Consider the following 25,516-nt stretch of genomic DNA (forward strand, 5'->3'; position numbering starts at 1 on the left):
CACACCGAGAATCCGGAGGACTTCATGAACGCCACCTGGTCCACCTTGGACACGCCCATCGGACCGTTCACGGCCATCGTCGACGAGGACGGGGCCGTCATCGCCTCCGGCTGGACGGCGTCGCTGGATGAGCTCGTCCCGCAGATCCACCCGACCCTGCGGCCCACCGAGCTGGCAGAAGGCGATCTCGGTGCCGTCGGCGACGTCATCGTCCGCTACCACGACGGCGATGTGTCCGCTGTGGACGACGTGCCGGTGAAGCAGCGGTCGGGCGAGTTCCTCGAGCACGCCTGGGACGTGCTGCGCACGATCCCGGCAGGCGCCCCCGTCACGTACACGGAGTACGCGGCGAAGTCCGGCCGCCCCGCCGCGGTCCGCGCCGCCGCCTCGGCGTGCGCCCGCAACGCCGCCGCCCTGTTCGTGCCGTGCCACCGGGTGCTCCGCCTCGACGGCACGATGGGCGGCTTCCGTTGGGGCATCGACGCCAAGCGCTGGCTTCTGCAGCACGAGAGCCCCCGCGGCTGAGCACGGCACAAGCAGTGGCCGAGTTCAACCGACGATGGAGCACACCCGCGGAGGAGGCTTCCCCGTGTACGCGGGCCGTTGAGCGATCGACCGCCGCGTCCTTTCGGGGGTGCTCCATACCGGGTGGGCGATGGCGGGCGGGAGGTCAGTCCGCGGGTTGGTTGTTCGGCCACACCTGCTTGCCGCCGATGTAGGTGCCGAGCACCTGGATCGCGGCGATCTCGCCGCCGGCGACCTCGAGTGGGTCGTCGTCGAGCACGACCATGTCGGCCAGTTGACCTGGTGCGAGTTCCCCGACGCGGCCGTGCTCGCCGGTGGCCAACGCCGAGCCGGTGGTGTAGGCGGCGAGCGCGGCGTCGTTGGAGATCCGTTGCGAGACACCGACCTCGACTCCGTCGAGACCGGTGCGGGTGACCATGCTCTGCATTCCCAGGAGCGGCTCGAAGGGGCAGGTGGGGTAGTCCGACGAGCCGGCGACCGAGACGCCGTGGTCGAGCAGCGAACGGTACGCGATCATCCGGTGGACGCGGTCGCCGTACCAGTCGATGAACCGGCCACCGTGAAATGCGACGTAGCCGGACACGGGCACGGCGATCATCCGTGCCGCCGACAGCCGCTCGAGGATCTCCTCGTCCACGAAGGCGCAGTGCTCGACGCGGTGGCGCAGGTCAGGCCGGGGGTGCTCCCGCTGCGCTGCCTCCACGTGGTCGAGCAGCAGCCGGATCGCGCGGTCGCCGTTGGCGTGCACGCACAACGGGTCGCCCGCGCTGTGCACCGTGTGCACGATCTCGGCAAGCTCGGCATCGGTCAGGCTCTGCAGGCCGTGCTCACCGGTCTCGGCGTGCGGTTCGTCGAGAAGGCAGGTACGGCCCGCGACCGCACCGTCCAGGAACGCCTTGACGCCGACGAAGCGGAGCCGGTCATCGCCCAAGCCGGAGTGCACTCCGCTGAACCGTAGCCCGGAGTAGCGGTCGAACGGGACGAGGAAGCTGACACGCATGCTCAGCGCGTCCCGGGCGCGCGCAGCCGTGAGCAGCTCGATGGCTTCCGGCGAAGCGTACGCATCGCAGACCGCTGTGATTCCGGCGGCGTGAAACCGCTGTTGCAGCTCGCACAGCGAACGCAGTTGGTCCTCGAGCGCGTGAGGCGGGATGATCGCAGCCCGCTCGTTGTCGCCCGTCAGGAAGGCGGAGAACGCCCGCTCGTAGACCGTCCCGTCGAGGCGACCGTCGGCGTCACGTCCGAACTCCCCGCCGTGCGGTGGTTGCGAATCCTCGCTGAAACCGGCTGCTTCCAACGCCGCCGAGTTCGCCACTCCCCAGTGGTAGGCGATGTGCCCCACCAGCGTCGGTACACCACCGGTGACTGCGTCGAGTTCCTGACGAGTGAGTCTTCCGCCCCCGATGCGCGCGTCGTTGTAGCGGCACGCCCGGACCCAGCCGCCCAGCGGGGTCGACCGGGCTGTCTCGCGCAACGCGGACAGCAGCTCGTCCTTCGACTGCAGGGTCTCGACGTCGATCTCCAGGGCAGACATCGCAGCCAAGCACGGGTGCATGTGTGCGTCCCGAAAGCCCGGCGCGATCACGGCGTCGCCGTGGTCGGTCTCCCCGGCGCCCGGGAACCGGGCCCGCAGTTCGTCGGGCTCGCCGGTCGCGGCGACGAGCCCACCGATCACCGCTACGGCCCGGCGCGGCCCAGCCGGAGTGATCACGCGGCGCGCGAGGTGGATGCGGGGATGCACCGATTCGGCGGATGCAGCACTCATCGAACGGACCGGCCGATCAGGACAGCATTCACCTTCCTGGCGACCTGCTTGTCGCGCCGGTGCGGGTATTCGCCCGTGATGGGGGACTCATGGGCGCCCAGCGGCAAGTTACGTATCATGCGGACGGCATTCCTTCCACGATATGGCCCGCAAATTTGATGGTCATGAACCCTGACGGGCTTCACTTTGCGAACGACGACGTGTGGAGCCTCACTCGCTTCCCCGAAATTCTCTGTCACCCTATCCAGAAATGCCCTCCCAACAACGCGAACAGCGAGTGACACCCGAGTGACAGGCCTCGCCATTTGTCACCCGCCGAAGGGAGGAACGAGCCTCGCAAGGCACATCCGGGGATTTAGTCAGCCAGTATCCAAGCGGCGATCTCCCGACTCACCGCCGAGGCCGCCCAACAACCGCGCGATCGCCCGCACCCCCAGCCCGCACATCCGCCCCACAGCGATGACTTCCCGCTCCGGCAACGACGAATACCGTCCCCAGCCCGGCCGGCTCATCCAACTCCGCGACCCGCCGCAGCAGATCGCTCAACTCCACCCGCTGAGGGCGCGAGGTTCGTTCGAGACCACCCAACCCGCCACACGCACCCGCGCACGACGAGCGGCCCGTCAGTCCGCCGTACCCGGAACCGCCCGATCGGGTGACCTCCGACCTCGACCATCTGTTCGACCGTTCACCGATTCGTGTCGCCCGCTGGACCCAGGGGTTCGGCGAGTCTGCCCGGTTTCCGTCGGAGGGCCGGTGCACGCTGATCGCCGTGGACACCGCCGCCGTCTCCGTGCTGCTCATCGGCCTGATCGTCGGCGCCGTGCTCGGCGCGGGCGTCGTCTGGTTCCTCGTCACGTCCCGGTCCCGCGTGGCGGCGGCGGAGGCCGGGCGGGCGGCGGCCGATGCCTCCGCGATGGCGCGGGCGGACGCGGCCGGGCTGCGTGCCGAACGCGCCGGGCTGCTGGAGCGGCTCGAGGACCTCATGGAGCAGCACGAACGCGCCACCGAGCGGTTACGCCGTGCGGAGTCGGAGGCGGCTGCGGCCCTGGCGGCGCTGCAGAGCGAGCGCGAGGCCGGGGCGCAGCGCGAGCACCTGCTCACCCGGCGCGACGCCGAGCTCCGGCAGGCCTTCCAGGCGCTCTCGGCCGACGCACTTGCCCGCAACAACGAGCAGTTCGTGGCCCTCGCCGAGGGGCGGATCAAGGAGGCCACCGCGGCGCTGCACGCCAAGGCCGAGGGCGACGCCACGAACCGCGCCCAGGCCATCGCACAGTTGCTCGACCCGGTGGCGTCCACGTTGCAGCGCGTCGAGGGCCAGCTACGCACGGTCGAGAAGGAGCGCGAGTCGGCCTACGCGGGGCTCCGGGAGCAGGTCAGCGCCATGCGCCTCAGCTCGGAGCAGCTGCAGCACGAGACGAAGGCGCTGGTCAACGCATTGCGCGCGCCCCAGGTGCGCGGCCGGTGGGGTGAGCTGCAGCTGGAGCGGATCGTGCAGCTGGCCGGGATGGTCGAGCACTGCGATTTCTCCACTCAGGTCACCGGCCAGGGCGAGGACGGCGGGGTACGGCCCGACATGGTCGTGCACCTGGCCGGCGGCAAGCAGATCGTGGTCGACGCGAAGGTGCCGTTCGCCGCCTACCTCGAGGCCGTCGAGAGCCGCGACCCCGACGTGCACCGCGAGCGCCTCGCCGCCCATGCCCGGCAGCTGCGCCAGCACGTCGACGCGCTCTCGGCCAAGAACTACTGGGCGGCGTTCGAGCCGTCGCCGGAGTTCGTCGTGCTGTTCGTGCCGGGCGATCCGTTCCTCGAGGCCGCGCTGCAGTCCGATCCTGCGCTGCTGGAGCACGCTTTCTCGCACAACGTCGTGGTCGCCACGCCCACCACCCTCATCGCCCTGCTGCGCACCGTCGCCTACAGCTGGCGGCAGGAGGCGCTGGCGCGCAACGCGGCCCAGGTCCACCAGCTCGGCAAGGAGCTCCACAGCCGCCTCGCCACCATGGGCACCCACGTGGCCAAGCTCGGCCGCAGCCTCGACTCGGCCGTCGCCAGCTACAACCAGACAGTGTCCTCGCTCGAGGCGCGCGTGCTGGTCACGGCCCGCAAGTTCACCGACCTCGAGGTCGCCGACGACGAGATCGGGGCTCCGGCCCAGGTCGAGCGGGCTCCGCGCACCGTTGCCGCACCCGAGTTGGTGGCCTCGGCCGACGATTCGCTGGTCGCCCTGCACGAGCTGGCCCGCGGGGAACGACCCGCAGGCGAAGGCCGTCCGGAGGGCAGAGCTACCGTGACGAGGTGACCAATCGCGGTGAACGCGGCGCGGGCGGCAGGTGGCCGATGAGTGACCGGTCGGTGGTCCCGACTGTCCTCGGGATCCCACCCGTCGCGGCGGTCGGCGTCGGCGCTGCGCTCACCGCGGTCGGCGTGATCGGCGACCTCGTGCGCATCGGAAGCCTCGGCATGGTCTTCGCCATCTGCTACATCGCCGGGTGTGTCCTCGCGGTCGCGTGGGTGCGTCGCGACGGGCTGTTCGGGCCGATGGTCCAGCCGCCGCTCCTGGTGGCCGTGGCCGTGCCGGTGGTCGTGCTGCTCGCGGGCTCGCCCAAGCCGGGCGCCGGGGTGGCCGAGCGGCTGCTCGTCGTGGGCGCACCGCTGGTCAACGCGTTCCCGACCATGGCATCGACCACCGGCATCGTGCTGGTCATCGGCCTGGTCCGGCTCATCGTGCAGCGCCCGCTCGACGCCCCCACCCCGGCCGCCACCGCGCCCGACGAACCGCCCGTCAGCCCGCGGCGGAGCTCTGCTGCGGGCCGCGGGCGGGCCGCAGCTCGCGGGGCAGCGAGAACGTCAGGGTCTCCTCGGCGGTCGTGACCTCGTCCACGGAGGTCCAGCCACGCTCGGCGAGGTGGTCGAGCACGCCCCGCACCAGCACCTCGGGCACGGAGGCGCCGCTGGTGAGCCCGATCGTCCCCACGCCCTCGAGCCAGCTCTCGTCGATCTCCCGGGCGTAGTCGATGAGGTAGGCGGCGCCTGCGCCTGCTTGCAGCGCCACCTCTACCAGCCGCACCGAGTTGGACGAGTTGCGCGACCCCACCACCAGCATGAGGTCGCACTGGGCGGCCATCGCCTTCACGGCGACCTGGCGGTTCTGCGTGGCGTAGCAGATGTCGTCGCTCGGCGGGTTCTGCAGCGACGGGAAACGCTCGCGCAGCGCGCGGACCGTGTCCATCGTCTCGTCGACCGACAGCGTGGTCTGCGACAGCCACACCACCCGCTCCGGATCGCGCACGGTGACGCTCGCTACGTCGGCCGCCGTCTCGACGAGCTGGATGTTCGTCGGCGCCTCGCCCGAGGTGCCCTCCACCTCCTCGTGGCCGTGGTGGCCGACGAGCAGGATGTCGAAGTCCTCGCGGGCGAAGCGCTTGGCCTCCTGGTGGACCTTGGTGACCAGCGGGCAGGTGGCGTCGATCGTGCGCAGCTGCCGCTCGCGTGCCTGGTCGCGGACCGCGGGGGACACACCGTGGGCCGAGAACACCACGAGCGCGCCTTCGGGCACCTCGTCGGCGTCATCCACGAAGATCGCTCCGCGCTCGGTGAGCGTCTCGACGACGTGCACGTTGTGGACGATCTGCTTCCGGACGTAGACCGGCGGGCCGTACTGCTCGAGCGCCTGCTCCACGGCCTCGACGGCCCGGTCGACGCCTGCGCAGTATCCGCGCGGCTTGGCCAGCAGGACGCGCTTGTTCGCTCCGGACATGGGCCCCAGCGTACGGGCCCCTCTTGTTCTCGCAGACGTCACGCATCCACCCGAAACCCCCAGGCTGCTCCCTGCGGCCCGGCAGAGGAGACTGGGGGTCATGAGCCCGCTGCCGCTGCCGGTGCGGCTTGCCGCCGGCCTTGTCGCCACAGCTGTCGAACAGGCCCGTGACCTGCCCCGCCTCGTCGTCGAGTTTCCCGTCACCGCCGTGAGCCAGGCCCTGCAGGCGTCGATGCGCGTGCAGCAGAAGGTCACCGAGCTGGCCATCAAGGGCGATCGCGCACTGGGAACGCTACGTCCCGTCGAGGAGCGGCCTGCCTGGGCCGTCTTCGACGACGAGGAGCCGATGGAGCGCAACGGCGCAAGCACCGTGAGCACGCTGCACCAGCGGTCCGCGCGCGACGCCGTCGTCACGCTCGCAGCCGAGACTGCCCAGCCCGAGGCACCCGTGCAGACGGCCGCCGAGGTCGCAGCAGAGACCGCCGCAGACACGGCGACACCCGCGGCGCCGGAGCGGCACGCGCCTGCGGCCGACACCGCGACCGGCCCGAACGTCCTGCCCGGCTACCGGGACCTGACGATCCCGCAGCTGCGCGGCCGGTTGCGCCACCTCACCGTGGACGACCTGCAGGCGCTCCTGGACTGGGAGACGGCCCACGACAACCGGCCGCCGTTCGTCACGATGCTCTCCAACCGGATCACCACGGTCAACGAGGGGTGACCCACCCGAACTCGGCCGACCAGCCGTGGCCGGTCCGCACGGTCGCCAGGAAGATCGCCGAGTGGGTCGACCGGCTCGGGGCCGTGTGGGTGGAGGGCCAGCTCGCCCAGGTCACCGCGCGCGCCGGCACCGGCACCGCCTTCCTGGTGCTCCGTGATCCCGCCGCTGACGTGTCGCTCCAGCTCACGGCGCCGATCGGGCTCGTCCGGGACGGTGGGCCTGCGGTGGCCGAGGGCAACCGGGTCGTCGTCCACGGGAAGCCGTCGTTCTTCCTGGGCCGCGGCACGCTGAACCTGCGAGTCGACCAGATCCGCGCCGTCGGCATCGGAGAGCTGCTCGCCCGGATCGAGCGGTTGCGCAAACTGCTGGCCGCCGAGGGCCTGTTCGACCAGGCACGTAAGCGACGGCCCCCGTTCCTGCCCGGCTGCATCGGCCTCGTCACGGGCCGGGCGTCGGCGGCGGAACACGACGTCGTGTCGAACGCGACGGCGCGCTGGCCGTCGGTTCGCTTCCGGATCGAGCACACGGCCACGCAGGGCGCGCTGGCGGTCCCGCAGATCGTCGACGCGCTCGGCGCACTGGACCGCGACCCCCAGGTCGACGTGATCGTGCTGGCCAGGGGCGGCGGCAGCGTGGAGGATCTGCTCCCGTTCTCCGACGAGACGCTGTGCCGCGCGGTGGCGGCCTGTCGCACGCCCGTCGTGTCGGCGATCGGGCACGAGCCGGACACTCCCCTCGTCGACCACGTCGCGGACGTCCGCTGCTCCACGCCCACCGAGGCCGGCCGGCGGCTCGTACCGGACCTGGCGGAGGAGACGTCCCGCATCGCCGGGCTGCGCGACCGGGCGCGGCGCGCACTGGCGGGATGGGTGGACCGCGAGGAACGGCTGCTCACAGCCCTGCGCGGGCGCCCCGTGCTGGCCGACCCACTGCAGGCCATCGACGCACGTGCCGCTGAGGTGGAGCGGCTGCGCGAGGCGGCCCGGTCCTGCCTGCTGCGCGGCCTGGACCGCAGGAGCGCCGACCTGGAGCACGTCCGGGCGCGGTTGACCACACTCGGGCCGGCCGCCACCCTGGCGCGCGGTTACGCGGTGGTGCAGCGGTTGTCGGACGGCGCCGATCCGGGAACGGTGCTGCCCGTGCTGCGGTCGGTCACCGAGGTCGGACCCGGCGACCGGCTGCGGATCCGGGTGGCCGACGGAGCGGTCACCGCCGCCGTCGGGGACGACACGCACGCAGGGGGCGCTGAGAGCGGGGCCGTGGACAGCGGGACGGCGAAGCCGCCGGGCGCCCGCCCACGCAGGAGAAGGGCGAGCACGACATGACCGAACAGCCTGGCGTCGACGGGCTGGGCTACGAGCAGGCCCGCGACGAGCTCGCCGAAGTGGTGCGCACCCTGGAGACCGGCGGCCTCGGCCTGGACGAGTCGGTGGCGCTGTGGGAGCGGGGCGAGGCGCTCGCCCGGCGTTGTGAGCAGCAGCTCGCCGGAGCGCGCGAACGCGTCCAGAAGGTGCTGGATCCGCCCGCATCCGACTGACGCGGTAGCCAGGTCAGCGCGGGAGCGGGGTCGCACCGGCAGCCGCGACGGCCAGGGTGCGGAACTCCTCCTCGTTGGCGCTGCCGGTGAGCAGCATGCGTACCGGGCTGCCACCCGGCGTGGCGACCTCCGTGATCCAGACGGGCTCGGCGCGTGCCCCTGCACTGTCCTGCCCGCCGTAGACGACCCATTGCTGTCCGTCGACGTCGACGGGGCCGCGTCCCGGGACGGGCGCCTGCCCGGCCGCCGTGGTGAGCAACGCCGCCTCCGGAGCGTCGCTCTGCAGCAACTGCAGGTAGCGGCCACCTTGCGTGACGTACCCGGAGCGGACGGCCTGGCCACCCCCGGTGATGGGGTCCTGGTCCACCGAGTTCACCCGCCAGCCCGCCGGCACCGACGGGTCCCGGACGGGGAACGGCATGAGCGGCGCGAGCCTGCCCAGCTCAGCAGGAGCGTCGACGACCGGGACGGAGCCGGGGTCGATGGACGGCCCGGTGGGCGCGAACGACCACGACCCGGACAGGGCACCGAACCCGATCACGATGAGCACGAGAACGCCCAGCGCCACGAGCATGTCCCGCATGGTCATCGCCGACCGCGGCGGCTTGGACGGCGGACCCGCGGCGGGGCGGGCGGACGGCCGCGGCGTCGGATCCGGCTGGGAAGTCACGCGTCCCATCCTCCCAGCACGTGCGCATCGTCTCAGCCGCAATGGTTTCGGACTGTTGGACAACCGTTGTTGCGACCGATCTGCCAGGATCTGAAGCAACCCCGAACGGCCCCCGCTGGCACCGCGCGTGCTCGCCACGGGGAGAAGCCACCGGGGAGAAGGAGGCCGTAGATGAGTTCGGCGGAGGACGCCAGCACCCCCCGCGAGCGGCGCCGCGAGGCGCCCGACCGCAACCTGGCCATGGAGCTCGTGCGCGTCACGGAGGCCGGCGCGATGGCCGCCGGACGATGGGTCGGGCGCGGCGACAAGAACGGCGGTGACGGCGCGGCCGTCGACGCCATGCGCCAGCTCATCGGCACCGTGTCGATGCGCGGGGTCGTCGTGATCGGCGAGGGCGAGAAGGACGAGGCGCCCATGCTGTTCAACGGCGAGGAGGTGGGCAACGGCGAAGGCCCGTGGTGCGACGTCGCGGTCGACCCGATCGACGGCACCACCCTGATGGCCAAGGGCATGCCCAACTCGGTGGCCGTGCTCGCTGTGGCCGAGCGTGGAGCGATGTTCGACCCGTCCGCGGTCTTCTACATGGAGAAGCTCGCCGTCGGGCCGGAGGCGGCCGATGTCATCGACATCACGGTGCCGGTGGCGGAGAACATCCGCCGGGTGGCGGCGGCGAAGCAGACCGACATCACGGACGTCACGGTGTGCGTACTCGACCGGCCGCGCCACGAGTCTCTGGTGAAGGAGATCCGCCGCACGGGCGCTCGCATCCACTTCATCTCCGACGGCGACGTGGCCGGAGCGATCTCGGCGGCCCGCCCCAACACGGGTGTCGACCTGCTCTACGGGATCGGCGGCACGCCCGAGGGGATCATCACCGCGGCGGCGATGAAGTGCATGGGCGGCGCGATGCAGGGCAGGCTCTGGCCCAAGGACGACGAGGAGCGGGCCAGGGCCATCGACGCAGGTCACGACCTGGATCGGGTGCTCACCACCGACGACCTCGTCCGCGGCGACAACGTGTTCTTCTGCGCCACCGGCATCACCGACGGCGACCTGTTGCGCGGTGTCCACTACCGGGCGGGTGGGTGCACGACGCAGTCCATCGTCATGCGGTCGAAGTCGGGTACCGTCCGGATGATCGACGGCTACCACCGGTTGACCAAGCTGCGCGAGTACTCCTCAGTGGACTTCGATCTGTCCGATGAGCAGTTGGCCGCAGTGGAGCACTCCGCCCCGCCACTCCCGTAGCCTCATTTCGAAACGCACCATTCCGTAATGGAATCGTCAGGGTGTGGGACCGCCATCACGGTTGATCCGCCCGAAGGCGACACGGAATGCTTCGGATAGCTACAGAAGCGGGGGTTGAGCGACCCGCACGAGGGTCGTCGATTGGGGTTCGTTCATGCGTGCACTGAAGCTCCTCGGTCTCGCCGGGGCCACGGCCGCGGCGGTGTTCCTGGGGAGCGCTGCGGTCGGAGCGGTTCCCGCTGAGGCCTCGATCAACCCGCCCAGCCCGGCGGTACCCGCCCCTGTGCACGCACCGCCGCCCGCCGCTCCGGTAGCGAACACGCCCGACCCGGGCAGCGGCACGGCACCGACGGCGGCCGGCACGCCCTGCTCGTCGAGCGCCAGGGCGTGCATCGACCTGTCCGCCAACCGCGCCTGGCTGATGCAGGACGGCAAGGTCCAGTACGGCCCGGTGCCGATCACCCACGGACGCCAGGGCTTCCTCACCCCGCCCGGCACCTTCCGGGTGTCGTTCAAGGACATGAACCACAAGAGCTCGCTGTTCAACAGCGCCCCGATGCCCTACTCGGTGTTCTTCAACGGCGGCGTCGCCTTCCACCAGGGCAGCCTCCGGCAGCTCTCCCACGGGTGCGTCCACCTCTCCCGCGCAGCCGCCCAGAACTTCTTCAACACGCTGCAGACGGGCGACGTCGTGCAGGTCGTCCCCTAAGGAGCGCGCTGAACAACTCGGCCCTACTGCGCGGCGAAGTTGTTCAGCACCCTCCTGGGCGGCCACCCCGCAGACGGTCGCACCGTGCCGTCGAGCACTCCTCGATGCGCACGGCCGGGCCGACGAGAAGACTGGGCCACATGAGCGACGACGCCGAGGCCGGGTTCCGCATCGAGCACGACACGATGGGCGAGGTGCGGGTGCCCGTCGATGCCCTGTGGCGGGCTCAGACGCAGCGTGCCGTGGAGAACTTCCCGATCTCCGGCCGCGGTCTCGAGCGGGCCCAGATCCGCGCACTGGGGTTGGTCAAGGGTGCTGCTGCGCGCGTCAACGGCCGGATCGGGGTGCTCTCCCCCGAGGTCGCCGATGCGATCGCCGCGGCCGCCGACGAGGTGGCCGCCGGCAAGCACGACGCCCATTTCCCCGTCGACGTGTTCCAGACCGGGTCAGGCACGAGCTCCAACATGAACGCGAACGAGGTGATCGCCTCCGTCGCCGCCCGTGCCGGCGTCGAGGTGCACCCGAACGATCACGTGAACGCGTCGCAGTCGTCGAACGACGTGTTCCCCACCACGATCCATCTCGCCGCCACCGAGGCGGTCGGCGCGGACGTGATCCCCGCGCTGGAACACCTCGCAGCCACCTTGCGCCGGCGCGCCGCAGAGTGGGCCGAGGTCGTCAAGGCCGGGCGCACCCACCTGATGGACGCTGTGCCGATCACCCTGGGCCAGGAGGCGGGCGGCTGGGCGACGCAGGCCGAGTACGGGGCCGCCCGGCTGCACGACACCCTCACCCGGCTGGGGCAGCTCCCGATCGGCGGCACCGCGGTGGGCACCGGCCTCAACGCACCGGACGGGTTCGGCGCGGCCGTCGTCGAGGAACTGCGGTCGGCCACCGGGCTGGAGGTGCTGTCCGAGGCGCCCGACCACATCGAGGCCCAGGGGGCGCGTGACGGTCTGGTGGAGGCGTCCGGAGCGCTCCGCACCGTGGCCGTCTCGTTGTTCAAGATCGCCAACGACATCCGCTGGCTCGGCTCGGGCCCCCGCACCGGGCTTGCCGAACTGCACCTGCCGGATCTGCAGCCGGGCAGCTCGATCATGCCCGGCAAGGTCAACCCGGTGATCTGTGAGGCCACGATGATGGTGGCCGCCCAGGTGATCGGCAACGACGCCACGGTCGCGTTCTCCGGCAGCCAGGGCAACCTCGAGCTGAACGTCATGATGCCGGTCATGGCACGCAACGTGCTGGAGTCCGCGCGGCTGCTCGCCGCCGTGGCCCGCCTGCTGGCCGACAAGGTGGTGGCCGGGGCCGAGGCGGACGTCGAGCGGGCGCGCGAGTTCGCGGAGTCCTCGCCGTCCGTGGTCACGCCGCTCAACCGGTACCTCGGCTACGAGGAGGCGGCGTCGATCGCGAAGCAGTCGCTGAAGGAGCGCAAGACGATCCGCGAGGTCGTGCTCGAACGCGGTCACGTGGACGCAGGCAAGCTCACGGCCGACCAACTCGACGCCGCGCTGGACGTCCTGACGATGGCGCGGGGAAGCAAGACTTCTTGACCGATCGGGCGCGAAATATCACCCGAAGGGTTCGAAGCCTGTAGCCCTCGGTGATGATTCATCCGATGTTCACCCTTCGCGCTACGCCACGTGATTGAGTTCCCTCACGCGCAGCGGAAGGGGGCCTGATGAGCGATCACGGCAGGTTCACGTTCGAGCCGCTGCTCAATCTCGTGAACGGCCGGCCCGTGGGCATGGAGGTGCGGCGCGCCCAGGCGCGCGACCAGGTCCAGGTCGTCGCGCGCCAGTCGGTGTGGGGCACCCGGCAGCTCGCCGAGTTCGACTCCGGCATCGCGATCGCCTCCGTGCTGGCAGGCACCGGCTACGACGCCACGGTGCCGCTGCACGTGGACGTACTGGCGGACACGGTGGTGACGGCCCGCCGCCGCGTCACCCAGCTGCGCTCCTCGCTGCAGAAGCGCGAGCCCAGCGGGTTCACGCCGCCGATCCTGCTGGAGATCAACCCGGCACTGTCGGCGGCACCGCCCGACGCGCTCGCCGAGGGAGTGGCGGAGCTGCGGGCCGACGGTTTCGGCATCGGCTTCGACGCGGTCAGCCGGGGCTTCGGGCTCGACCTCGTCGCCGAACTCGAGCCTGATCTCGTCAAGATCGACCCCGGGCTGGTGGCACGGCTGCCGCACACACCTCGGGCGCGCACCGTCGTACAGGCGCTGGTCGAGGTCTGTCACGCCGTCGGCGTACGCGTGTCCGCCACCGGCGTCAGCACCCCGGACCAACTCGCCGCGGTACGCGACCACGGCGTCCCCTGGGCGCAGGGCCCGCTGCTCGCCGAGCCCCGCAGGCGCCCGTCGACGAGCGGGATCCTGCTGCCGGTGGAGCTGATGCCGCAGGCCCACGCGTCGCGGCAGCCGTCGCAGCACGCCCCCGCCACCGTCGGCCAGCAGCAACCCCAGCAGACCCGCCACACCCTGGCCGACCTCGCGCAGGCCGCGGTGGCCCTGCCCGAGACGGCCACCGCCGAGAAGGTCCGCCAGGCGCTGGCCGACCACCCGCAGGCCGGCAGCGTGGTCCTGCTCGACGCGAACGGGCGCCCCACCGGCTTTCTCGACCGCAACCGCTTCATGCTGGCGATCTCGGGTCCGTTCGGCCGCGCGCTGTACGCGAACAGGCCTGCGATGGCGCTCGCCGAGCAGCCGCGCACCATTCCGACCACCGTGGACGCTCGCGGCGCGCTCCAGTACTGCCTGTCCGGCGACCGCAGCCGCAGCTACGACGACCTGGTGCTGCTCGACGGCAACCGCGTGTGCATCGGCATCGTGCGGGTGACCGACCTGGTGCAGGAAGCAGCCGGGAGCCCGTCGGCCGCCTGAGCCGCGCCTCGTCCCGGCCTTCGTGGCAGTGCGGCCCGGACGGCCGCGACCTTTCCGTGACGCTCTCGCAATGCGCCAGTATCCGCTGATACATGCCCTGGCCGGATGATCTCCACAAACCGGAAACGTCAACAGCGCACGCTGCGGCGTCCCCATCGGGTGATCAGGGAAAAGGAGCTCCCCATGACCGCACGCCGCGTACTGGTGGCCGCGATCGGCGCCGCGCTGGCGCTGAGCGCGGCCGGATGCGTGAGCTCAGGTGGCTCGAGCAGCGCGCCCACAGAGGGCGGCGCCGGCTGGGCCACCGCCACCTCCGCCCAGGCAGGAGGCGGGTTCGACGCTCTCGTCGCCGCCGCCAAGGCCGAAGGCGAGCTCAACGTCATCGCACTTCCGCCGGACTGGGCCAACTACGGCGCCATCATCAAGACCTTCGGCGACAAGTACGGAATCAAGGTCAACTCGGCGAACCCCGAGGGAAGCAGCCAGGACGAGATCAACGCCGTCCAGCAGCTCGGCACCCAGGACCGCGCCCCCGACGTGCTCGACCTCGGGCAGTCCTTCGCCACCGGCAACACTCCCCTCTTCGCGCCGTACCAGGTGCAGACGTGGGACTCCATCCCGTCCGGCAACAAGGACGCCGGTGGCGCCTGGGTCAACGACTACGGCGGCTTCATGTCGATCGGCTGCAACGCCAAGCTGATCCCGACCTGCCCCACCACCTTCGCCGATCTGGCCAAGCCGGAGTACTCGGGCAAGGTGGCGCTCAACGGCGACCCGACGCAGGCGGCTGCCGCGTTCGCCGGCGTCTGGGCGGGAGCGCTCGCCAATGGGGGGTCGCTCGATGACATCGCCCCCGGCGTCGAGTTCTGGGGCAAGCTCGCGAAGAGCGGCAACCTCCTCAAGGTCGACCCGACGCCGGCCACCGTCGAGAGCGGGCAGACGCCGATCGTCCTCGACTGGGACTACCTGAACGTCGCACAGGCCGACAAGGTGAAGGCGTCGTTCGAGTGGAAGGTCGCGGTGCCGTCCGACGGCCTCTTCGCGCAGTACTACACGCAGGCGATCAACAAGAACGCCCCGCACCCGGCCGCGGCGCGCCTCTGGCAGGAGTTCCTCTACTCCGACGAGGGCCAGAACCTCTGGCTGGCGGGTAAGGCCCGCCCGGTGCGTCTCGACGCGATGACCAAGGCCGGCACCGTCGACAAGGATCTCGCCGCGGCGCTTCCCCCGGTGAGCGGCGAGCCGGAGTTCCCGACCCAGGCCCAGACCGACGCGGCTCAGAAGGTTGTCGCCGAGGGCTGGTCCGGTGCAACCGCATAAGGAGCGGTGATGACCGCACTGCTCGAGGCCCCCGCCGCGCCCCCGGAACGGGTGCGCGCCACCCGGTCCTGGACCGCGGCGCTGGGCCTGGTGCCGTTCCTGGGCTACATGCTGGTCTTCCTCGGCGGCCCACTCTTCTTCGTCATCAACGGCGCATTCGCCGACGCGGACGGGCGGCCCACACTGGCCAACCTGGTGGCGTCGGTGAGCGAGCCGCAGTACCGCGCGGCGTTCCTGTCGAGCCTGCTCATCTCGGCCATCACGGCCGTGATCGGCGCGGTGTTCGGCACGTTCCTCGCACAGGCCGTGCTCACCTCCCGCCCCGACAGCCCGTTGCGCCGGATCGTGGCCACCGCGTCCGGTGTGCTCGCCTACTTCGGCGGCGTGCCGCTCGCCTTCGCCTTCATCGCCGCGCTCGGCCAGACGGGGCTCGCCACCGTCTTCCTGCGCGGCATCGGCATCGACCTGTACGCGGGTGGGTTCCGGATCGACTCCCTCACCGGTCTGGGCCTCACCTACGTCTACTTCCAGGTGCCGCTGATGGTCATCCTGATCACCCCGGCCCTGGAGGGACTGCTGCCGCAGTGGCGTGAGGCGGCGGAGAACCTCGGCGCGTCCGCGTGGACGTACTGGCGGCACGTTGCGCTGCCGGTGCTCGCGCCCGCGCTGGGCGGTGCCACGCTGGTGCTGTTCGGCAACGCCTTCGCGGCCTACGCCACGGCGCTCGCGCTCACCAGCGGCTCGATCCCACTGCTGCCCACGGCGATCGCGTCCGCCCTCTCGGGCAACGTGCTCGCCAACCAGCAGAACGTGGGGCTCGCGCTCGGCGTCGACATGGTGGTCGTGATCGCGATCGTGATGGTCGCGTACCTGGTGCTGCAGCGCCGGGCCGCCCGTTGGAGCGCCCGATGAGGGGGCGGCGCTGGCGCGTCGTCGTCCTGACGATCGCGGCGATCTACTTCCTGGTGCCGCTGCTGTCCGCAGCCGAGTTCAGCCTGCGGATCCCCGGCGGTGGCTACGGCGTGGGCAACTACCTGGCGATCGCCGGCGACGACGTGCTGCTCACCGCGCTGTTCACGTCGTTGCAGATCGCGGTGCTCACCGCGGTGGTCGTGCTCGTGCTCGTCGTACCCACAGCGGTGTGGGTACGGCTGCGCTTCCCCTCGGTGGCCGGGTTGCTGGAAAGCGCCACGATCCTGCCGATCGTCGTGCCGCCCGTCGTGATGGCGGCCGGCATCGCGTTCGTCCAGGCCAACCTCGGCGGCCCGGTGTTCCGCACCCTGTTCGCCTCCTCCACCACCGCGCTCACCCCGTTCTACGTGGTGCTCGCACTTCCGTTCGCCTACCGGGCGGTCGACAACGGGCTCGCGGCGATCCCGCTGCGCACGCTCGTGGAGGCGGCTCGCAACCTGGGCGCCGGGCTGTCGTCGGCCCTGGTGCGCGTGGTCCTGCCGGCGATCCGCACGGCCGTGCTCGGAGCCGCGTTCCTGACGCTGGCGCTCGTGCTCGGCGAGATCGTCATCGCCCGCATCCTGCTCTACACCGACACCTTCCCCATCGCTGTCGTCGAGGTGGGGCGCAGCGCCGCGGGCGTCTCGGTGGCGTTGTCGCTGGCCAGCCTGCTGCTCACGTGGTTGCTGCTGCTGGCGGTGTCGTTCGCCGGTGGCGGCCGCACCCGTTCGAGGAGGACCTCCGCATGACCGACGTCATCACCGCACCGCCGGCGACGGAACGCGGCACCGCCGTGGAGTTCCGCTCCCTGCGGCGCAGCTACGGCACCACCCACGCCCTCGACGGGCTCGACCTGGCGTTGAAGCCCGGTGAGCTGCTGGCCCTGCTGGGCCCGTCGGGGTGCGGGAAGACCACCGCGCTGCGGCTGCTGGCCGGCTTCGACACCCCGACGTCCGGCCAGGTGCTGATCGGCGGCAAGGACGTCACCGGCATTCCGGCGTCGAAGCGCGACACCGGCATGGTGTTCCAGGCCTACAGCCTCTTCCCCACCATGACGGCTGCCGAGAACGTCGGCTTCGGGCTGCGCATGCGGCGGGTCGGTGCGGCCGAGCGGGCCAAGCGGGCGGCCGAGCTGCTCGAGGTCGTCGGCCTGGGTGACCGTGGCGGCTCGTACCCGCACGAGATGTCCGGCGGCCAGCAGCAGCGCGTGGCGCTCGCCCGCGCGCTGGCCGTCTCCCCGTCGGTACTGCTGCTCGACGAGCCCCTCTCGGCGCTGGACGCGCGGGTGCGCGTGCAGTTGCGCGACGAGATCCGCCGCGTGCAGCTCGCGGAGGGCATCACCACGCTGTTCGTCACCCACGACCAGGCAGAGGCCCTGGCCGTGGCCGACCGGGTGGCGGTGCTCAACAAGGGTCGGCTCGAGCAGGTGGACACCCCACAGGAGGTCTACACCCGCCCGGCCACCGACTTCGTCTCGGAGTTCGTCGGGGTCACCAACCACGTCCCCGTCGACGAGGGCGCCGGGCTGCGGATCCGGCCCGACGCGCCGACGCGTCAGGTGCGTCCGGAAGGGCTCACCGTCGGAGAACCCGACGGCTTTCCGGGCACCGTGCTGACCAGCACGTTCCTCGGTGCGGTCACCCGGCTCGTGGTCACCAGTGAGGTCGGCGAGCTGATCGTCGACGTCACGAGCCGCCCGGGCCTTCCCGGCGTCGGCGAGCCGACCACGGTGACGCTCGCCCCCTGACCCGCACGGTCGCCGCCACCCGGTCTCCCCCCGGGTGGCGGCGGCCGTCCGAGATCAGGATCCTGTTGTGCAGTTCTTGTTCTTGGTGACCGCGCAGACCTGTCGGATCGGGTTGTAGAACGCGTCGTCGACCGGTGCGTACCCCCACGTACCGCTCGCCCCGAACGCGCAGTCCTGCCCGCAGAAGCCGTTGGCCTTCAGGTAGTCGATGTTCGCCTTGTTCTGGAAGGCGTCGATCAGCTCCGTCTTGAGCTGAGGCGAGAGCGAGTTGCTGATCGCCACCGGCGAGCCCGGGATGACGTCGGAGCGCCAGAGGATGTTCAGCTGCCCGGGCTTGAGCTGACCCGACTGCGGCAGAACCGTGTCGACCATCGAGTCGTCGGCGAACCCGGCGTCACATCGTCCGGAAAGAACTTCGAGCGCGGATGCGTCGTGCCCACCGGCGAAGATCGGTTGCACACCCGTCATCGGGTTGATCCCGTTCCGGAGCAGCTCCGCCGACGGATACAGGAATCCGGACGTCGAATCCGGGTCGACGTAACAGATCTTCTTTCCGGCGTAGTCCTTGATCGACGTGATCGGTGACCCGGCTTTCGTGATCCCGTAGGAGTGGTAGCCGGGCGACTCGCCCTTGTGGTCGATCGAGGCGCCGACAGCCGTGATGTCGGCGCCCTGCTCCTTGGCGAGCACGTACGAGAGCGGGCCGTACTCGGCGATCTGGACCTGCCCGGCGAGCTGCGCCTCGATCACGGCCGCATAGTTCGTGGCCTGGTGAAACTCGATCTTCTTCCCGGTGACCTTGGAGAGCATGTCGAGGACGGGCGCGTAGCGCTGCTGGATCCGCGTCGTCTGTTCTCCGGGCACCGCGGAGAACACGAGCGTGTCCGGGTCGGAACCTCCCGCTCCACTCTGGGCGGTGGTGGAGGCGCTCGCGCCACAACCGGCCAGAAATGCGAGGAGCACAGCGGCCACGGCTGGCAACGCGCGACGGAGGGTGCGATTCATCGCAGTCGGTGACCTCCCTGTTCACAGGGGGTCGATGGCGGCAGAGGAAGGACAATTCGATTCGGGGTCGCCCGGACTTCCGGCATGGGCCGAGCGTCCGAGCCGGTTGTGCTGGCGGGCGGTCCGGCGGATTGCGCGGAGCGGAACGAGGACCGACGCTTCCGAACCCATGCCCGCTCATTTCGGCGTGCTCGCGCCACCTCCCGCTCGTCGGTATCATAGTGGTATCATCCGCATATGGCCATGACACTCCGGCTCACGGACGACGAGTCCGAGGCCCTGCGGATGCAGGCCGAGATCGAGCACCGCTCCATGCAGGACGTCGCCCGCGAAGCCGTGCGTGAGTACATCGCCCGCCACGCGCACCTGTCCCGGGTTCACGGCGCGCTCGACGTACTCACGCCGCGCTACGAGGAGCTGCTCGACCGGCTCGGTAAGGCGTGACGGAATTCCTCACGCTCGAGTCACTGATGCAGATCGCGCGGCATGCTGTCGCGGGCAGACCCGAGGTGCGTGACTACGGGCTGCTGGAGTCCGCGCTGGCGCGCCATCAGGCCACCGTGTTCGGGAAGGACGCGTATCCGAGCCTGCACGGCAAGGCGGCCGCGCTACTGCAGTCGCTGGTGAGCAATCACGGCCTGGTCGACGCGAACAAGCGGTTGGGGTGGCTTGCCACTGCGACCTTCTTGTGGATCAACGGGTATGACGTGGTCGCAACCGACGACGAGATCTTCCGGCTGGTCGTCGGGGTCGCCGCGAGGAACGCGCCGCTGGACGACGTCGACCACATCAGGCAGGAGCTCGTCCGCGCCACCGAGCCGAGGGCGTCCTCGTAACGGGCGCGGAATGTCGGTGTGCGCTGTCAGGATGGGCCACGTGTTGCTCGCCGACGTCGTCGCCGCATCAGCGGAGGTGGGAGCCACGCGCTCCCGCACCGCCAAGGCGGCCACGCTCGCCGCCCTCCTGCGCCGGGCCGAGGGCGACGAGGTCGAGCCGGCCACAGCGTGGCTGGCGGGTGAGCCACGGCAGAACCGTCTCGGCACCGGCTGGCGCACCCTCGTCGCGATCGACGCAGCGCCGGCGGCCGAGCCTGGGCTGGAGGTCGCCGCGGTCGACGCCACCCTCGACGCACTGGCAGCCACCACCGGCGCCGGCTCCACGGCGCGCCGAGCCGCGCTGCTCGCCGAGCTGTTCGGCGCCGCCACCGCCGACGAGCAATCGTTCCTGCGCCGGCTGCTCACCGGGGAGCTGCGTCAGGGCGCTCTGGAAGGCGTGATGCTGGAGGCCATCGCCGCGGCGGCCGAGGTGCCCGCGGCGGCGGTCCGGCGCGCGTTCATGCTCTCCGGGCAGCTGCCTGCCACAGCCCGGCTCGCGCTCACCGAAGGCGTCGCGGGTCTCGATGCCGTCTCGCTGCAGGTCGGGCGGCCGGTGCGGCCCATGCTCGCCTCGCCCGCCGACACTCTCGATGCCGCACTCGCCGAGATCGGGCCGCGCGCGAGCGTCGAGTACAAGCTCGACGGCGCTCGCATCCAGGTGCACCGCGAGGGCCACGACGTACGGGTCTGGACCCGTACGTTGCGCGAGATCACCTCGAGCGTCCCGGAGCTCGTCGAGCTGGTGCGATCGCTGCCGTGCCGTTCGGTCGTGCTCGACGGGGAGACACTCGCGTTGCGCGACGACGGCCGTCCCCGCCCGTTCCAGGAGACGATGAGCCGGTTCGGTGCGGCGGCGGGCGAACTGTTGCTCCAACCGTTCTTCTTCGACTGCCTGCACCTCGACGGCACCGACCTGCTCGACGCACCGCTCGCGCAGCGGCTCGACGCCCTCGACACCGCCGTCGGCGGCCACCGCATGCCCGGTCTGGTGGCCCCCACCGGCGAAGAGGCCGCCGCGCTCCTCGACCAGGCCATCGCGGCCGGCCACGAGGGCGTCATGGTCAAGTCGCTCGACGCGCCCTACGCCGCCGGCCGCCGCGGCCGGGCGTGGCAGAAGGTCAAGCCGGTCCACACGCTCGACCTCGTCGTGCTCGGTGCGGAGTGGGGCCATGGCCGCCGCTCCAACCAGCTCTCGAACATCCACCTGGGTGCCCGCGATCCCGACGGCGGCGAGCCGATCATGGTCGGCAAGACGTTCAAGGGCATGACCGACGAGCTGCTGGCCTGGCAGACCAGCACGTTCCCGGCCCTCGCACGGGAGCAGTCCGCCCACGTGGTGCTGCTGCGGCCCGAGCTCGTCGTCGAGATCGAGCTCGACGGCGCCCAACGCAGCCCTCGCTACCCGGGTGGTGTGGCGCTGCGGTTCGCCAGGGTGCTGCGTTACCGCCCGGACAAGACTCCCGCGGAGGCCGACTCGATCGACACCGTCCGCGCGCTCCTGCGCGACTGACGCTCGGCGACCGGCGACCCGCAACGTTCTACTGAACAAATCCGCCCAGCGCGTGCGCTGAGGTATGAGAACAGTGCATGATCAGCATCGAGCGGGCAGCCGCTCCGGCGCCGGGGCTGGGCGCCGGCTCGATGCGTCAGTTGGAGGAAAAGCGTGAAGTTCGACCGGGCACCCTCCACGGAGAACCGCGGGCTGGACGGCACGGTGCCGCCTCCGGAGATCGACCTGAACATCCCCTCCGTCGCCCGTGCCTACGACTTCATCCTCGGAGGCAAGGACCACTTCGAGGTCGACCGACGCGCTTCCGACGCGCTCTACGCCGCAGTGCCCGAGACAGGCGACCTCGCGAGATCCGGCCGGGACCTCATCCGCCGCACGGTGAAGCACCTCGTCGCCGACGTCGGCATCCGCCAGATCATCGACATCGGCTCGGGCCTGCCCACCGTGGGCAACGTGCACGAGATCGCCCATCGCGTCGACCCCAGCGTCCACGTGGTCTACGTCGACAAGGACCCGATCGTGCTCGCGCACGGCCGCGCGCTGCTCGCCGACGAGGAGCGCACCACCGTGATCACCGCCGACATCCGTGACCCCGACGCCATCTTCGACAACCCCACCACCCGCGACTTCATCGACTACGACAAGCCATACGCGGTGCTGGCGGTGAGCATCCTGCATCACCTGCACGATGAGGACGCTCTGGTCACGGCGGAGGCGCTCAAGGCGCGGCTGAACCCCGGCGCCTACCTCCTGCTCGCCAACTTCGTCGACGACGACGAGCCACGGGCCAAGGAGCTCGAGAGGGCGTTCCTCGAAGGCGGACTCGGCACGGGTCGCTTCCGCACCTGGGCGGAGCTACGCCGGTTCAACGAGGGGCTCGACCTGATCGAGCCCGGCCTGGTCTACGCCAACGACTGGCGCCCCGACGAGGAGACGCCCGTCGACAGCGCGGTGCACACGCTCTTCGCCGCTGCAATGGGCCGCAAGCGCTGAGACCAGGCACCGTCGCCACCGCTGTGACGTGCGGCGACGAGACCGCAGCAGTCGATCCGGCGCACGACGGGAAGCGCAATGCGCCGTACGCGCGTAGCGTTGCCGTTTCGTGCGATTCCTCGAGGGCAAAGAGCCCCACCACGACCTGACCTACGACGACGTGTTCCTCGTTCCAGGCAGGTCATCCGTGGCGTCGCGGTTCGACGTCGACCTCACCACCGCCGACCGCTCGGGCGCCACGGTTCCGGTCATCGCGGCCAACATGACGTCGGTCGCCGGCAGGCGGATGGCCGAGACGCTCGCCCGCCGGGGCGCGCTCACCGTGCTGCCGCAGGACGTGGCCTCCGACGCGGTCGCCGAGATCGTCGCCTGGATCAAGGCCCGGCATCCCGTCTGGGACACGCCGCTCGTGCTCACGCCCGCCGACGCCGTGGCCGATGCGCTCAACCTGCTGTCCAAGCGGGCTCACGGCGCGATCGTCGTGGTCGACGGGGACGGGCGCCCGGTCGGCACGGTCGACGAGGGCGCGTGCACCGGCGTCGACCGCTTCACGCGGCTCGGAGACGTGCTCGACCCCTCGCCGCTCACGCTGCCGCTCGACACGCCGCCTCGTGAGGTGTTCGACGCGCTCGGCACGCGGCGGGTGGCCCTCGGCCTCGACGCGGACGGCCGCCTCGCAGGCTTGCTCACCGGGCTCGGGGCGCTGCGCGCGGCGATCTACTCCCCCACGCTCGACGCCCGGGGGCGGCTGCGCACCGCGGCGGCGGTCGGCATCAACGGTGACGTCGCGGTCAAGACGGAGGCACTGCTGGAGGCGGGGGTGGACGTGGTCGTCGTCGACACCGCCCACGGCCACCAGGACAAGATGCTCGACGCCCTGCGGGCCGTACGGAAGGTCGTCGCCGGTGCGGGCTCGGCGGTCCCGATCGCGGCAGGCAATGTGGTGACGGCTGCGGGCGTGCGCGACCTTGCGGAGGCGGGGGCCGACATCATCAAGGTCGGCGTCGGCCCGGGTGCGATGTGCACCACGCGGATGATGACGGGCGTCGGGCGACCGCAGTTCTCCGCGGTGCTCGAATGCGCCGAGGCCGGACGCGACCACGGCGTCAGGGTGTGGGCCGACGGCGGAGTGCGTCATCCTCGTGACGTCGCCCTCGCCCTCGCGGCCGGCGCGTCCGCGGTGATGATCGGCTCCTGGCTGGCCGGCACCTTCGAGTCACCGGGCGACCTGCTGCGCGACGAGAACGGGCAGCCCTACAAGGAGTCGTTCGGGATGGCGTCCAAGCGCGCGGTCGGCGCTCGGACCCGCGACGAGGGCAGCTTCGAGCGGGCCCGCAAGGCCCTGTTCGAGGAGGGCATCTCGAGCTCGAAGCAGCTCCTCGACCCGGCCCGTCCCGGCGTGGAGGACGTCCTCGACGGCATCTGCTCCGGCGTCCGCTCGGCGTGCACCTACGCGGGCGCACGCACTCTCGACGACTTCCACGAGCGAGCGGTGGTGGGCGTGCAGACGATGGCGGGCTTCATCGAAGGCACACCGCACGGTTTGTGACGGGTGGCGGGCTACGAGGGCGGAGGCACTCGTAGCCGCTCCGAGGTTCATGCCCCGTCGGTCGGGGTGTCCAGCAGCGCTGTCGCCGTGGTGCGCAGCGCCGCGGCAAGGCGCGCGGTCTCGCCCGACGTCACGAGCTGCACCACGACGTCGCTGCGCAGCCCGCCCAGCAGGATGTGGGCGAGCAGCTCGGCGTCGAGGTCGGGACGGGACTCCGCGAGGAGCCCGGCGATGTGCCCGTGCCAGAAGACGTGCAGTGGATGTGGGCCGTCCTGCTCATCCTCCGTCCGGTGCGTGACGGTCGCGTGGTCGAGCGCCGCCATCAGGCCGATGTTGCGCGAGACCAGCTCGACGATCGCGTCGAGGAAGGCCAGGAGCCGCTCGCGGGGCGAGGCGCCCGGCCCGAGTGGCGGTGGCCCGGAGAGCACTGCCTCGTGCATCGCGAAGGCCCGCTGCTCGGCGAGCGCAACCATCAGTCCCCTGCGGCTGCCGAACCGGTGGAAGACGGTGCCCTTGCCTACACCGGCGGCCGCTGCGACCTGCTCCACCGAGACCTGATCCGGACGGTGAACGGCGAGTAGCTCCTCGGCCGCCGCGAGGATCAAGCGCCGGTTCCGGGCAGCGTCGGCACGTTCACGCACGTAGGACCTCCTAGAAAAGTGGACCTCCGGTCCAGTACGCTCGATCTTGACCAGCGGTCCAGTTAGTCCACGAGCAAGGGAACCAATGCGCGCCATTGTCATGCACGAGCACGGAGGGCCTGCGGTACTGAGGCTGGAAGACGTCCCCGAGCCCGTCCCAGGGGCCGGCCAGGTGCTCCTCCGCGTCGAAGCCGCAGGCGTCAGCTACCACGAGACAGCCATGCGCACGGGCGCCTTCCCGATGCCGGTGCCGCTGCCCGCGGTATTCGGCTTCGAGGCGGCGGGCACGGTCGAGGCAGTGGGCGAGGGCACCGACCCCGGGCTGATCGGGCAGCGCGTCGTCGCCGTCGACACCTCCCAGGGCGGCACGTACGCCGAGCGGGTCGCCGTGCCGGCCTCGGCGATCACGCCGATCCCCGAGACGCTGAGCAGCCCCGACGCCGTCGCACTCGCGCTGCAGGGATCGGTCGCACTGGCACTGTGCGTCGCAGGGCAGGGCCAGCACGAGGAGACCGTGCTCGTGGAGGTCGCGAGTGGGCTCATCGGTGGATACGTCACCCAGCTCATGCGGGCGCACGGCGTGCGGCGGATCGTCGCGACCGCCGGCGGCGCCGCCAAACGTGACCTCGCACTGAAAGCGGGCGCGGACGTCGTGCTCGACCACACCGATCCGGACTGGCCCGACCAGGTCACCGAGGCCGCGGGCGCGACGGTCGACCTGGCCTTCACCTCGATCGGCGGCGCGACGACAGCGCGCCACCTCGACGCGATGACACCCGGCGCCGGCCGGATCCTGCTCTACGGGTTGCTCGCGGGCCCACCGGACATCGCACCGATGGACCTGCTGGCCCGCGGGCTGACCCTGACGGGTTGCGGCGGCGCAGGCTGGATGGAGCGTGTGACGACCGGGCGCAGCCGGGCGCTCACACTTGCTGTTGACGGGATGCTCACGCCCTCGATCGACCGCACATTCACCCTCGAGGACGCCGAGGAGGCCCATCGGCACATCGAATCCCGGGCGGCGCGCGGCAAGCTCGTGCTCGTCCCCTGAACAACAGCGCCCTCCCACCGCCGCCAACGGCGGGAGGGCGCCTCTCCGTCAGGACCGC

25 protein-coding genes are annotated in these 25,516 nt (G+C 71.1%); 20 read left to right on the top strand and 5 right to left on the bottom strand.

Annotation, left to right across the window (positions count from 1 at the left end):
* The first annotated feature begins 24 nt into the window (after positions 1-24).
* Entirely contained in the window at positions 25-525 is a 501-nt protein-coding gene (locus ABD743_RS12490; protein ID WP_344721942.1) for a methylated-DNA--[protein]-cysteine S-methyltransferase, read from the top strand.
* 145 nt (positions 526-670) lie between these two features.
* On the opposite strand, the gene ABD743_RS12495 is transcribed toward ABD743_RS12490, so the two are convergent.
* Positions 671-2,290, bottom strand: coding sequence for an amidohydrolase (locus tag ABD743_RS12495; RefSeq protein WP_344721944.1), 1,620 nt, complete (start codon positions 2,288-2,290; stop codon positions 671-673).
* A 772-nt stretch (positions 2,291-3,062) separates the two neighbouring features.
* On the opposite strand from ABD743_RS12495, the gene ABD743_RS12500 reads away from it, so the two are divergent.
* Positions 3,063-4,589, top strand: coding sequence for a DNA recombination protein RmuC (locus tag ABD743_RS12500; protein ID WP_344721946.1), 1,527 nt, complete (start codon positions 3,063-3,065; stop codon positions 4,587-4,589).
* Positions 4,586-5,161, top strand: coding sequence for a DUF6542 domain-containing protein (locus ABD743_RS12505; RefSeq protein ID WP_344721948.1), 576 nt, complete (start codon positions 4,586-4,588; stop codon positions 5,159-5,161). Before ABD743_RS12500 ends, ABD743_RS12505 begins: the two co-directional genes overlap by 4 nt.
* Here the strand turns inward: ABD743_RS12505 and ABD743_RS12510 are convergent.
* Entirely contained in the window at positions 5,073-6,047 is a 975-nt protein-coding gene (locus ABD743_RS12510; RefSeq protein ID WP_344721950.1) for a 4-hydroxy-3-methylbut-2-enyl diphosphate reductase, read from the bottom strand. The two genes, ABD743_RS12505 and ABD743_RS12510, sit on opposite strands and share 89 nt — an antisense overlap.
* A 100-nt stretch (positions 6,048-6,147) precedes the next feature.
* Between ABD743_RS12510 and ABD743_RS12515 the strand changes: the two genes are divergently transcribed.
* The 3 genes from ABD743_RS12515 to ABD743_RS12525 are packed head-to-tail and all read left to right on the top strand — an operon-like array spanning position 6,148 to position 8,305.
* Positions 6,148-6,768: a lipid droplet-associated protein gene (locus tag ABD743_RS12515; protein WP_344721952.1), complete on the top strand. Its 621-nt coding sequence runs from the start codon at positions 6,148-6,150 to the stop codon at positions 6,766-6,768.
* On the top strand, positions 6,765-8,093 hold the full coding sequence (gene xseA, locus ABD743_RS12520; RefSeq protein WP_344721954.1) for an exodeoxyribonuclease VII large subunit: 1,329 nt from the start codon (positions 6,765-6,767) through the stop codon (positions 8,091-8,093). The genes ABD743_RS12515 and xseA overlap by 4 nt, the downstream gene beginning before the upstream one ends.
* Positions 8,090-8,305: an exodeoxyribonuclease VII small subunit gene (locus ABD743_RS12525; RefSeq protein ID WP_241038761.1), complete on the top strand. Its 216-nt coding sequence runs from the start codon at positions 8,090-8,092 to the stop codon at positions 8,303-8,305. Before xseA ends, ABD743_RS12525 begins: the two co-directional genes overlap by 4 nt.
* Before the next feature lie 13 nt (positions 8,306-8,318).
* Here the strand turns inward: ABD743_RS12525 and ABD743_RS12530 are convergent, their stop codons facing one another.
* A complete protein-coding gene (locus ABD743_RS12530; RefSeq protein WP_344721956.1) occupies positions 8,319-8,975 on the bottom strand; it encodes a DUF4245 domain-containing protein in 657 nt (218 codons plus the stop codon).
* A 171-nt stretch (positions 8,976-9,146) separates the two neighbouring features.
* On the opposite strand from ABD743_RS12530, the gene glpX reads away from it, so the two are divergent.
* From glpX to ABD743_RS12570, 8 genes are all read left to right on the top strand, one after another.
* Complete coding sequence (glpX, locus tag ABD743_RS12535) at positions 9,147-10,223, top strand: class II fructose-bisphosphatase (RefSeq protein WP_344721958.1); 1,077 nt, start codon at positions 9,147-9,149, stop codon at positions 10,221-10,223.
* Between the two features lie 154 nt (positions 10,224-10,377).
* Positions 10,378-10,932, top strand: a complete 555-nt coding sequence (locus ABD743_RS12540; protein WP_344721960.1) for a L,D-transpeptidase — start codon at positions 10,378-10,380, stop codon at positions 10,930-10,932.
* Between the two features lie 140 nt (positions 10,933-11,072).
* Complete coding sequence (locus ABD743_RS12545) at positions 11,073-12,485, top strand: class II fumarate hydratase (RefSeq protein WP_344721962.1); 1,413 nt, start codon at positions 11,073-11,075, stop codon at positions 12,483-12,485.
* 128 nt (positions 12,486-12,613) lie between these two features.
* The gene (locus ABD743_RS12550) at positions 12,614-13,816 is read left to right on the top strand and encodes an EAL domain-containing protein (protein ID WP_344721965.1); all 1,203 of its coding nucleotides are present in this window, start codon (positions 12,614-12,616) and stop codon (positions 13,814-13,816) included.
* Between the two features lie 183 nt (positions 13,817-13,999).
* Positions 14,000-15,136, top strand: a complete 1,137-nt coding sequence (locus ABD743_RS12555; protein WP_344721967.1) for an ABC transporter substrate-binding protein — start codon at positions 14,000-14,002, stop codon at positions 15,134-15,136.
* Positions 15,137-15,145: 9 nt separating this feature from the next.
* On the top strand, positions 15,146-16,048 hold the full coding sequence (locus tag ABD743_RS12560; RefSeq protein WP_344721969.1) for an ABC transporter permease: 903 nt from the start codon (positions 15,146-15,148) through the stop codon (positions 16,046-16,048).
* Complete coding sequence (locus ABD743_RS12565; protein WP_344721971.1) at positions 16,045-16,836, top strand: ABC transporter permease; 792 nt, start codon at positions 16,045-16,047, stop codon at positions 16,834-16,836. Before ABD743_RS12560 ends, ABD743_RS12565 begins: the two co-directional genes overlap by 4 nt.
* A complete protein-coding gene (locus ABD743_RS12570) occupies positions 16,833-17,834 on the top strand; it encodes an ABC transporter ATP-binding protein (RefSeq protein ID WP_344721973.1) in 1,002 nt (333 codons plus the stop codon). Before ABD743_RS12565 ends, ABD743_RS12570 begins: the two co-directional genes overlap by 4 nt.
* Positions 17,835-17,888: 54 nt before the next feature.
* Here the strand turns inward: ABD743_RS12570 and ABD743_RS12575 are convergent, their stop codons facing one another.
* On the bottom strand, positions 17,889-18,839 hold the full coding sequence (locus ABD743_RS12575; RefSeq protein ID WP_344721975.1) for a phosphate/phosphite/phosphonate ABC transporter substrate-binding protein: 951 nt from the start codon (positions 18,837-18,839) through the stop codon (positions 17,889-17,891).
* Between the two features lie 237 nt (positions 18,840-19,076).
* On the opposite strand from ABD743_RS12575, the gene ABD743_RS12580 reads away from it, so the two are divergent.
* From ABD743_RS12580 to ABD743_RS12600, 5 genes are all read left to right on the top strand, one after another.
* Complete coding sequence (locus ABD743_RS12580; RefSeq protein ID WP_344721977.1) at positions 19,077-19,283, top strand: ribbon-helix-helix domain-containing protein; 207 nt, start codon at positions 19,077-19,079, stop codon at positions 19,281-19,283.
* Positions 19,280-19,675: a type II toxin-antitoxin system death-on-curing family toxin gene (locus ABD743_RS12585; RefSeq protein ID WP_344721979.1), complete on the top strand. Its 396-nt coding sequence runs from the start codon at positions 19,280-19,282 to the stop codon at positions 19,673-19,675. Before ABD743_RS12580 ends, ABD743_RS12585 begins: the two co-directional genes overlap by 4 nt.
* Positions 19,676-19,706: 31 nt before the next feature.
* On the top strand, positions 19,707-21,224 hold the full coding sequence (locus ABD743_RS12590; protein ID WP_465270067.1) for an ATP-dependent DNA ligase: 1,518 nt from the start codon (positions 19,707-19,709) through the stop codon (positions 21,222-21,224).
* A 153-nt stretch (positions 21,225-21,377) separates the two neighbouring features.
* A complete protein-coding gene (locus ABD743_RS12595; protein ID WP_344721981.1) occupies positions 21,378-22,217 on the top strand; it encodes an SAM-dependent methyltransferase in 840 nt (279 codons plus the stop codon).
* Between the two features lie 109 nt (positions 22,218-22,326).
* Entirely contained in the window at positions 22,327-23,766 is a 1,440-nt protein-coding gene (locus ABD743_RS12600) for a GuaB1 family IMP dehydrogenase-related protein (protein WP_344721983.1), read from the top strand.
* A gap of 47 nt (positions 23,767-23,813) precedes the next feature.
* On the opposite strand, the gene ABD743_RS12605 is transcribed toward ABD743_RS12600, so the two are convergent.
* Positions 23,814-24,407: a TetR/AcrR family transcriptional regulator gene (locus ABD743_RS12605; protein WP_344721985.1), complete on the bottom strand. Its 594-nt coding sequence runs from the start codon at positions 24,405-24,407 to the stop codon at positions 23,814-23,816.
* 85 nt (positions 24,408-24,492) lie between these two features.
* Between ABD743_RS12605 and ABD743_RS12610 the strand changes: the two genes are divergently transcribed.
* On the top strand, positions 24,493-25,458 hold the full coding sequence (locus ABD743_RS12610) for a quinone oxidoreductase family protein (RefSeq protein ID WP_344721987.1): 966 nt from the start codon (positions 24,493-24,495) through the stop codon (positions 25,456-25,458).
* Positions 25,459-25,516 lie beyond the last annotated feature (58 nt).

The sequence above is a fragment of the Pseudonocardia yunnanensis genome (assembly GCF_039534065.1).
In the GTDB taxonomy this organism is placed as follows: Bacteria; Actinomycetota; Actinomycetes; order Mycobacteriales; family Pseudonocardiaceae; genus Pseudonocardia; species Pseudonocardia yunnanensis.

Excerpts from the sequence above, each read along its gene's own strand:
- ABD743_RS12490 (WP_344721942.1), top strand. The coding sequence starts at position 25 with ATGAACGCCACCTGGTCCACCTTGGACACGCCCATCGGACCGTTCACG.
- ABD743_RS12495 (WP_344721944.1), bottom strand. The coding sequence starts at position 2,290 with ATGAGTGCTGCATCCGCCGAATCGGTGCATCCCCGCATCCACCTCGCG.
- ABD743_RS12510 (WP_344721950.1), bottom strand. The coding sequence starts at position 6,047 with ATGTCCGGAGCGAACAAGCGCGTCCTGCTGGCCAAGCCGCGCGGATAC.
- ABD743_RS12515 (WP_344721952.1), top strand. The coding sequence starts at position 6,148 with ATGAGCCCGCTGCCGCTGCCGGTGCGGCTTGCCGCCGGCCTTGTCGCC.
- ABD743_RS12525 (WP_241038761.1), top strand. The coding sequence starts at position 8,090 with ATGACCGAACAGCCTGGCGTCGACGGGCTGGGCTACGAGCAGGCCCGC.
- glpX (WP_344721958.1), top strand. The coding sequence starts at position 9,147 with ATGAGTTCGGCGGAGGACGCCAGCACCCCCCGCGAGCGGCGCCGCGAG.
- ABD743_RS12540 (WP_344721960.1), top strand. The coding sequence starts at position 10,378 with ATGCGTGCACTGAAGCTCCTCGGTCTCGCCGGGGCCACGGCCGCGGCG.
- ABD743_RS12545 (WP_344721962.1), top strand. The coding sequence starts at position 11,073 with ATGAGCGACGACGCCGAGGCCGGGTTCCGCATCGAGCACGACACGATG.
- ABD743_RS12550 (WP_344721965.1), top strand. The coding sequence starts at position 12,614 with ATGAGCGATCACGGCAGGTTCACGTTCGAGCCGCTGCTCAATCTCGTG.
- ABD743_RS12555 (WP_344721967.1), top strand. The coding sequence starts at position 14,000 with ATGACCGCACGCCGCGTACTGGTGGCCGCGATCGGCGCCGCGCTGGCG.
- ABD743_RS12560 (WP_344721969.1), top strand. The coding sequence starts at position 15,146 with ATGACCGCACTGCTCGAGGCCCCCGCCGCGCCCCCGGAACGGGTGCGC.
- ABD743_RS12565 (WP_344721971.1), top strand. The coding sequence starts at position 16,045 with ATGAGGGGGCGGCGCTGGCGCGTCGTCGTCCTGACGATCGCGGCGATC.
- ABD743_RS12570 (WP_344721973.1), top strand. The coding sequence starts at position 16,833 with ATGACCGACGTCATCACCGCACCGCCGGCGACGGAACGCGGCACCGCC.
- ABD743_RS12575 (WP_344721975.1), bottom strand. The coding sequence starts at position 18,839 with ATGAATCGCACCCTCCGTCGCGCGTTGCCAGCCGTGGCCGCTGTGCTC.
- ABD743_RS12580 (WP_344721977.1), top strand. The coding sequence starts at position 19,077 with ATGGCCATGACACTCCGGCTCACGGACGACGAGTCCGAGGCCCTGCGG.
- ABD743_RS12590 (WP_465270067.1), top strand. The coding sequence starts at position 19,707 with ATGGGCCACGTGTTGCTCGCCGACGTCGTCGCCGCATCAGCGGAGGTG.
- ABD743_RS12610 (WP_344721987.1), top strand. The coding sequence starts at position 24,493 with ATGCGCGCCATTGTCATGCACGAGCACGGAGGGCCTGCGGTACTGAGG.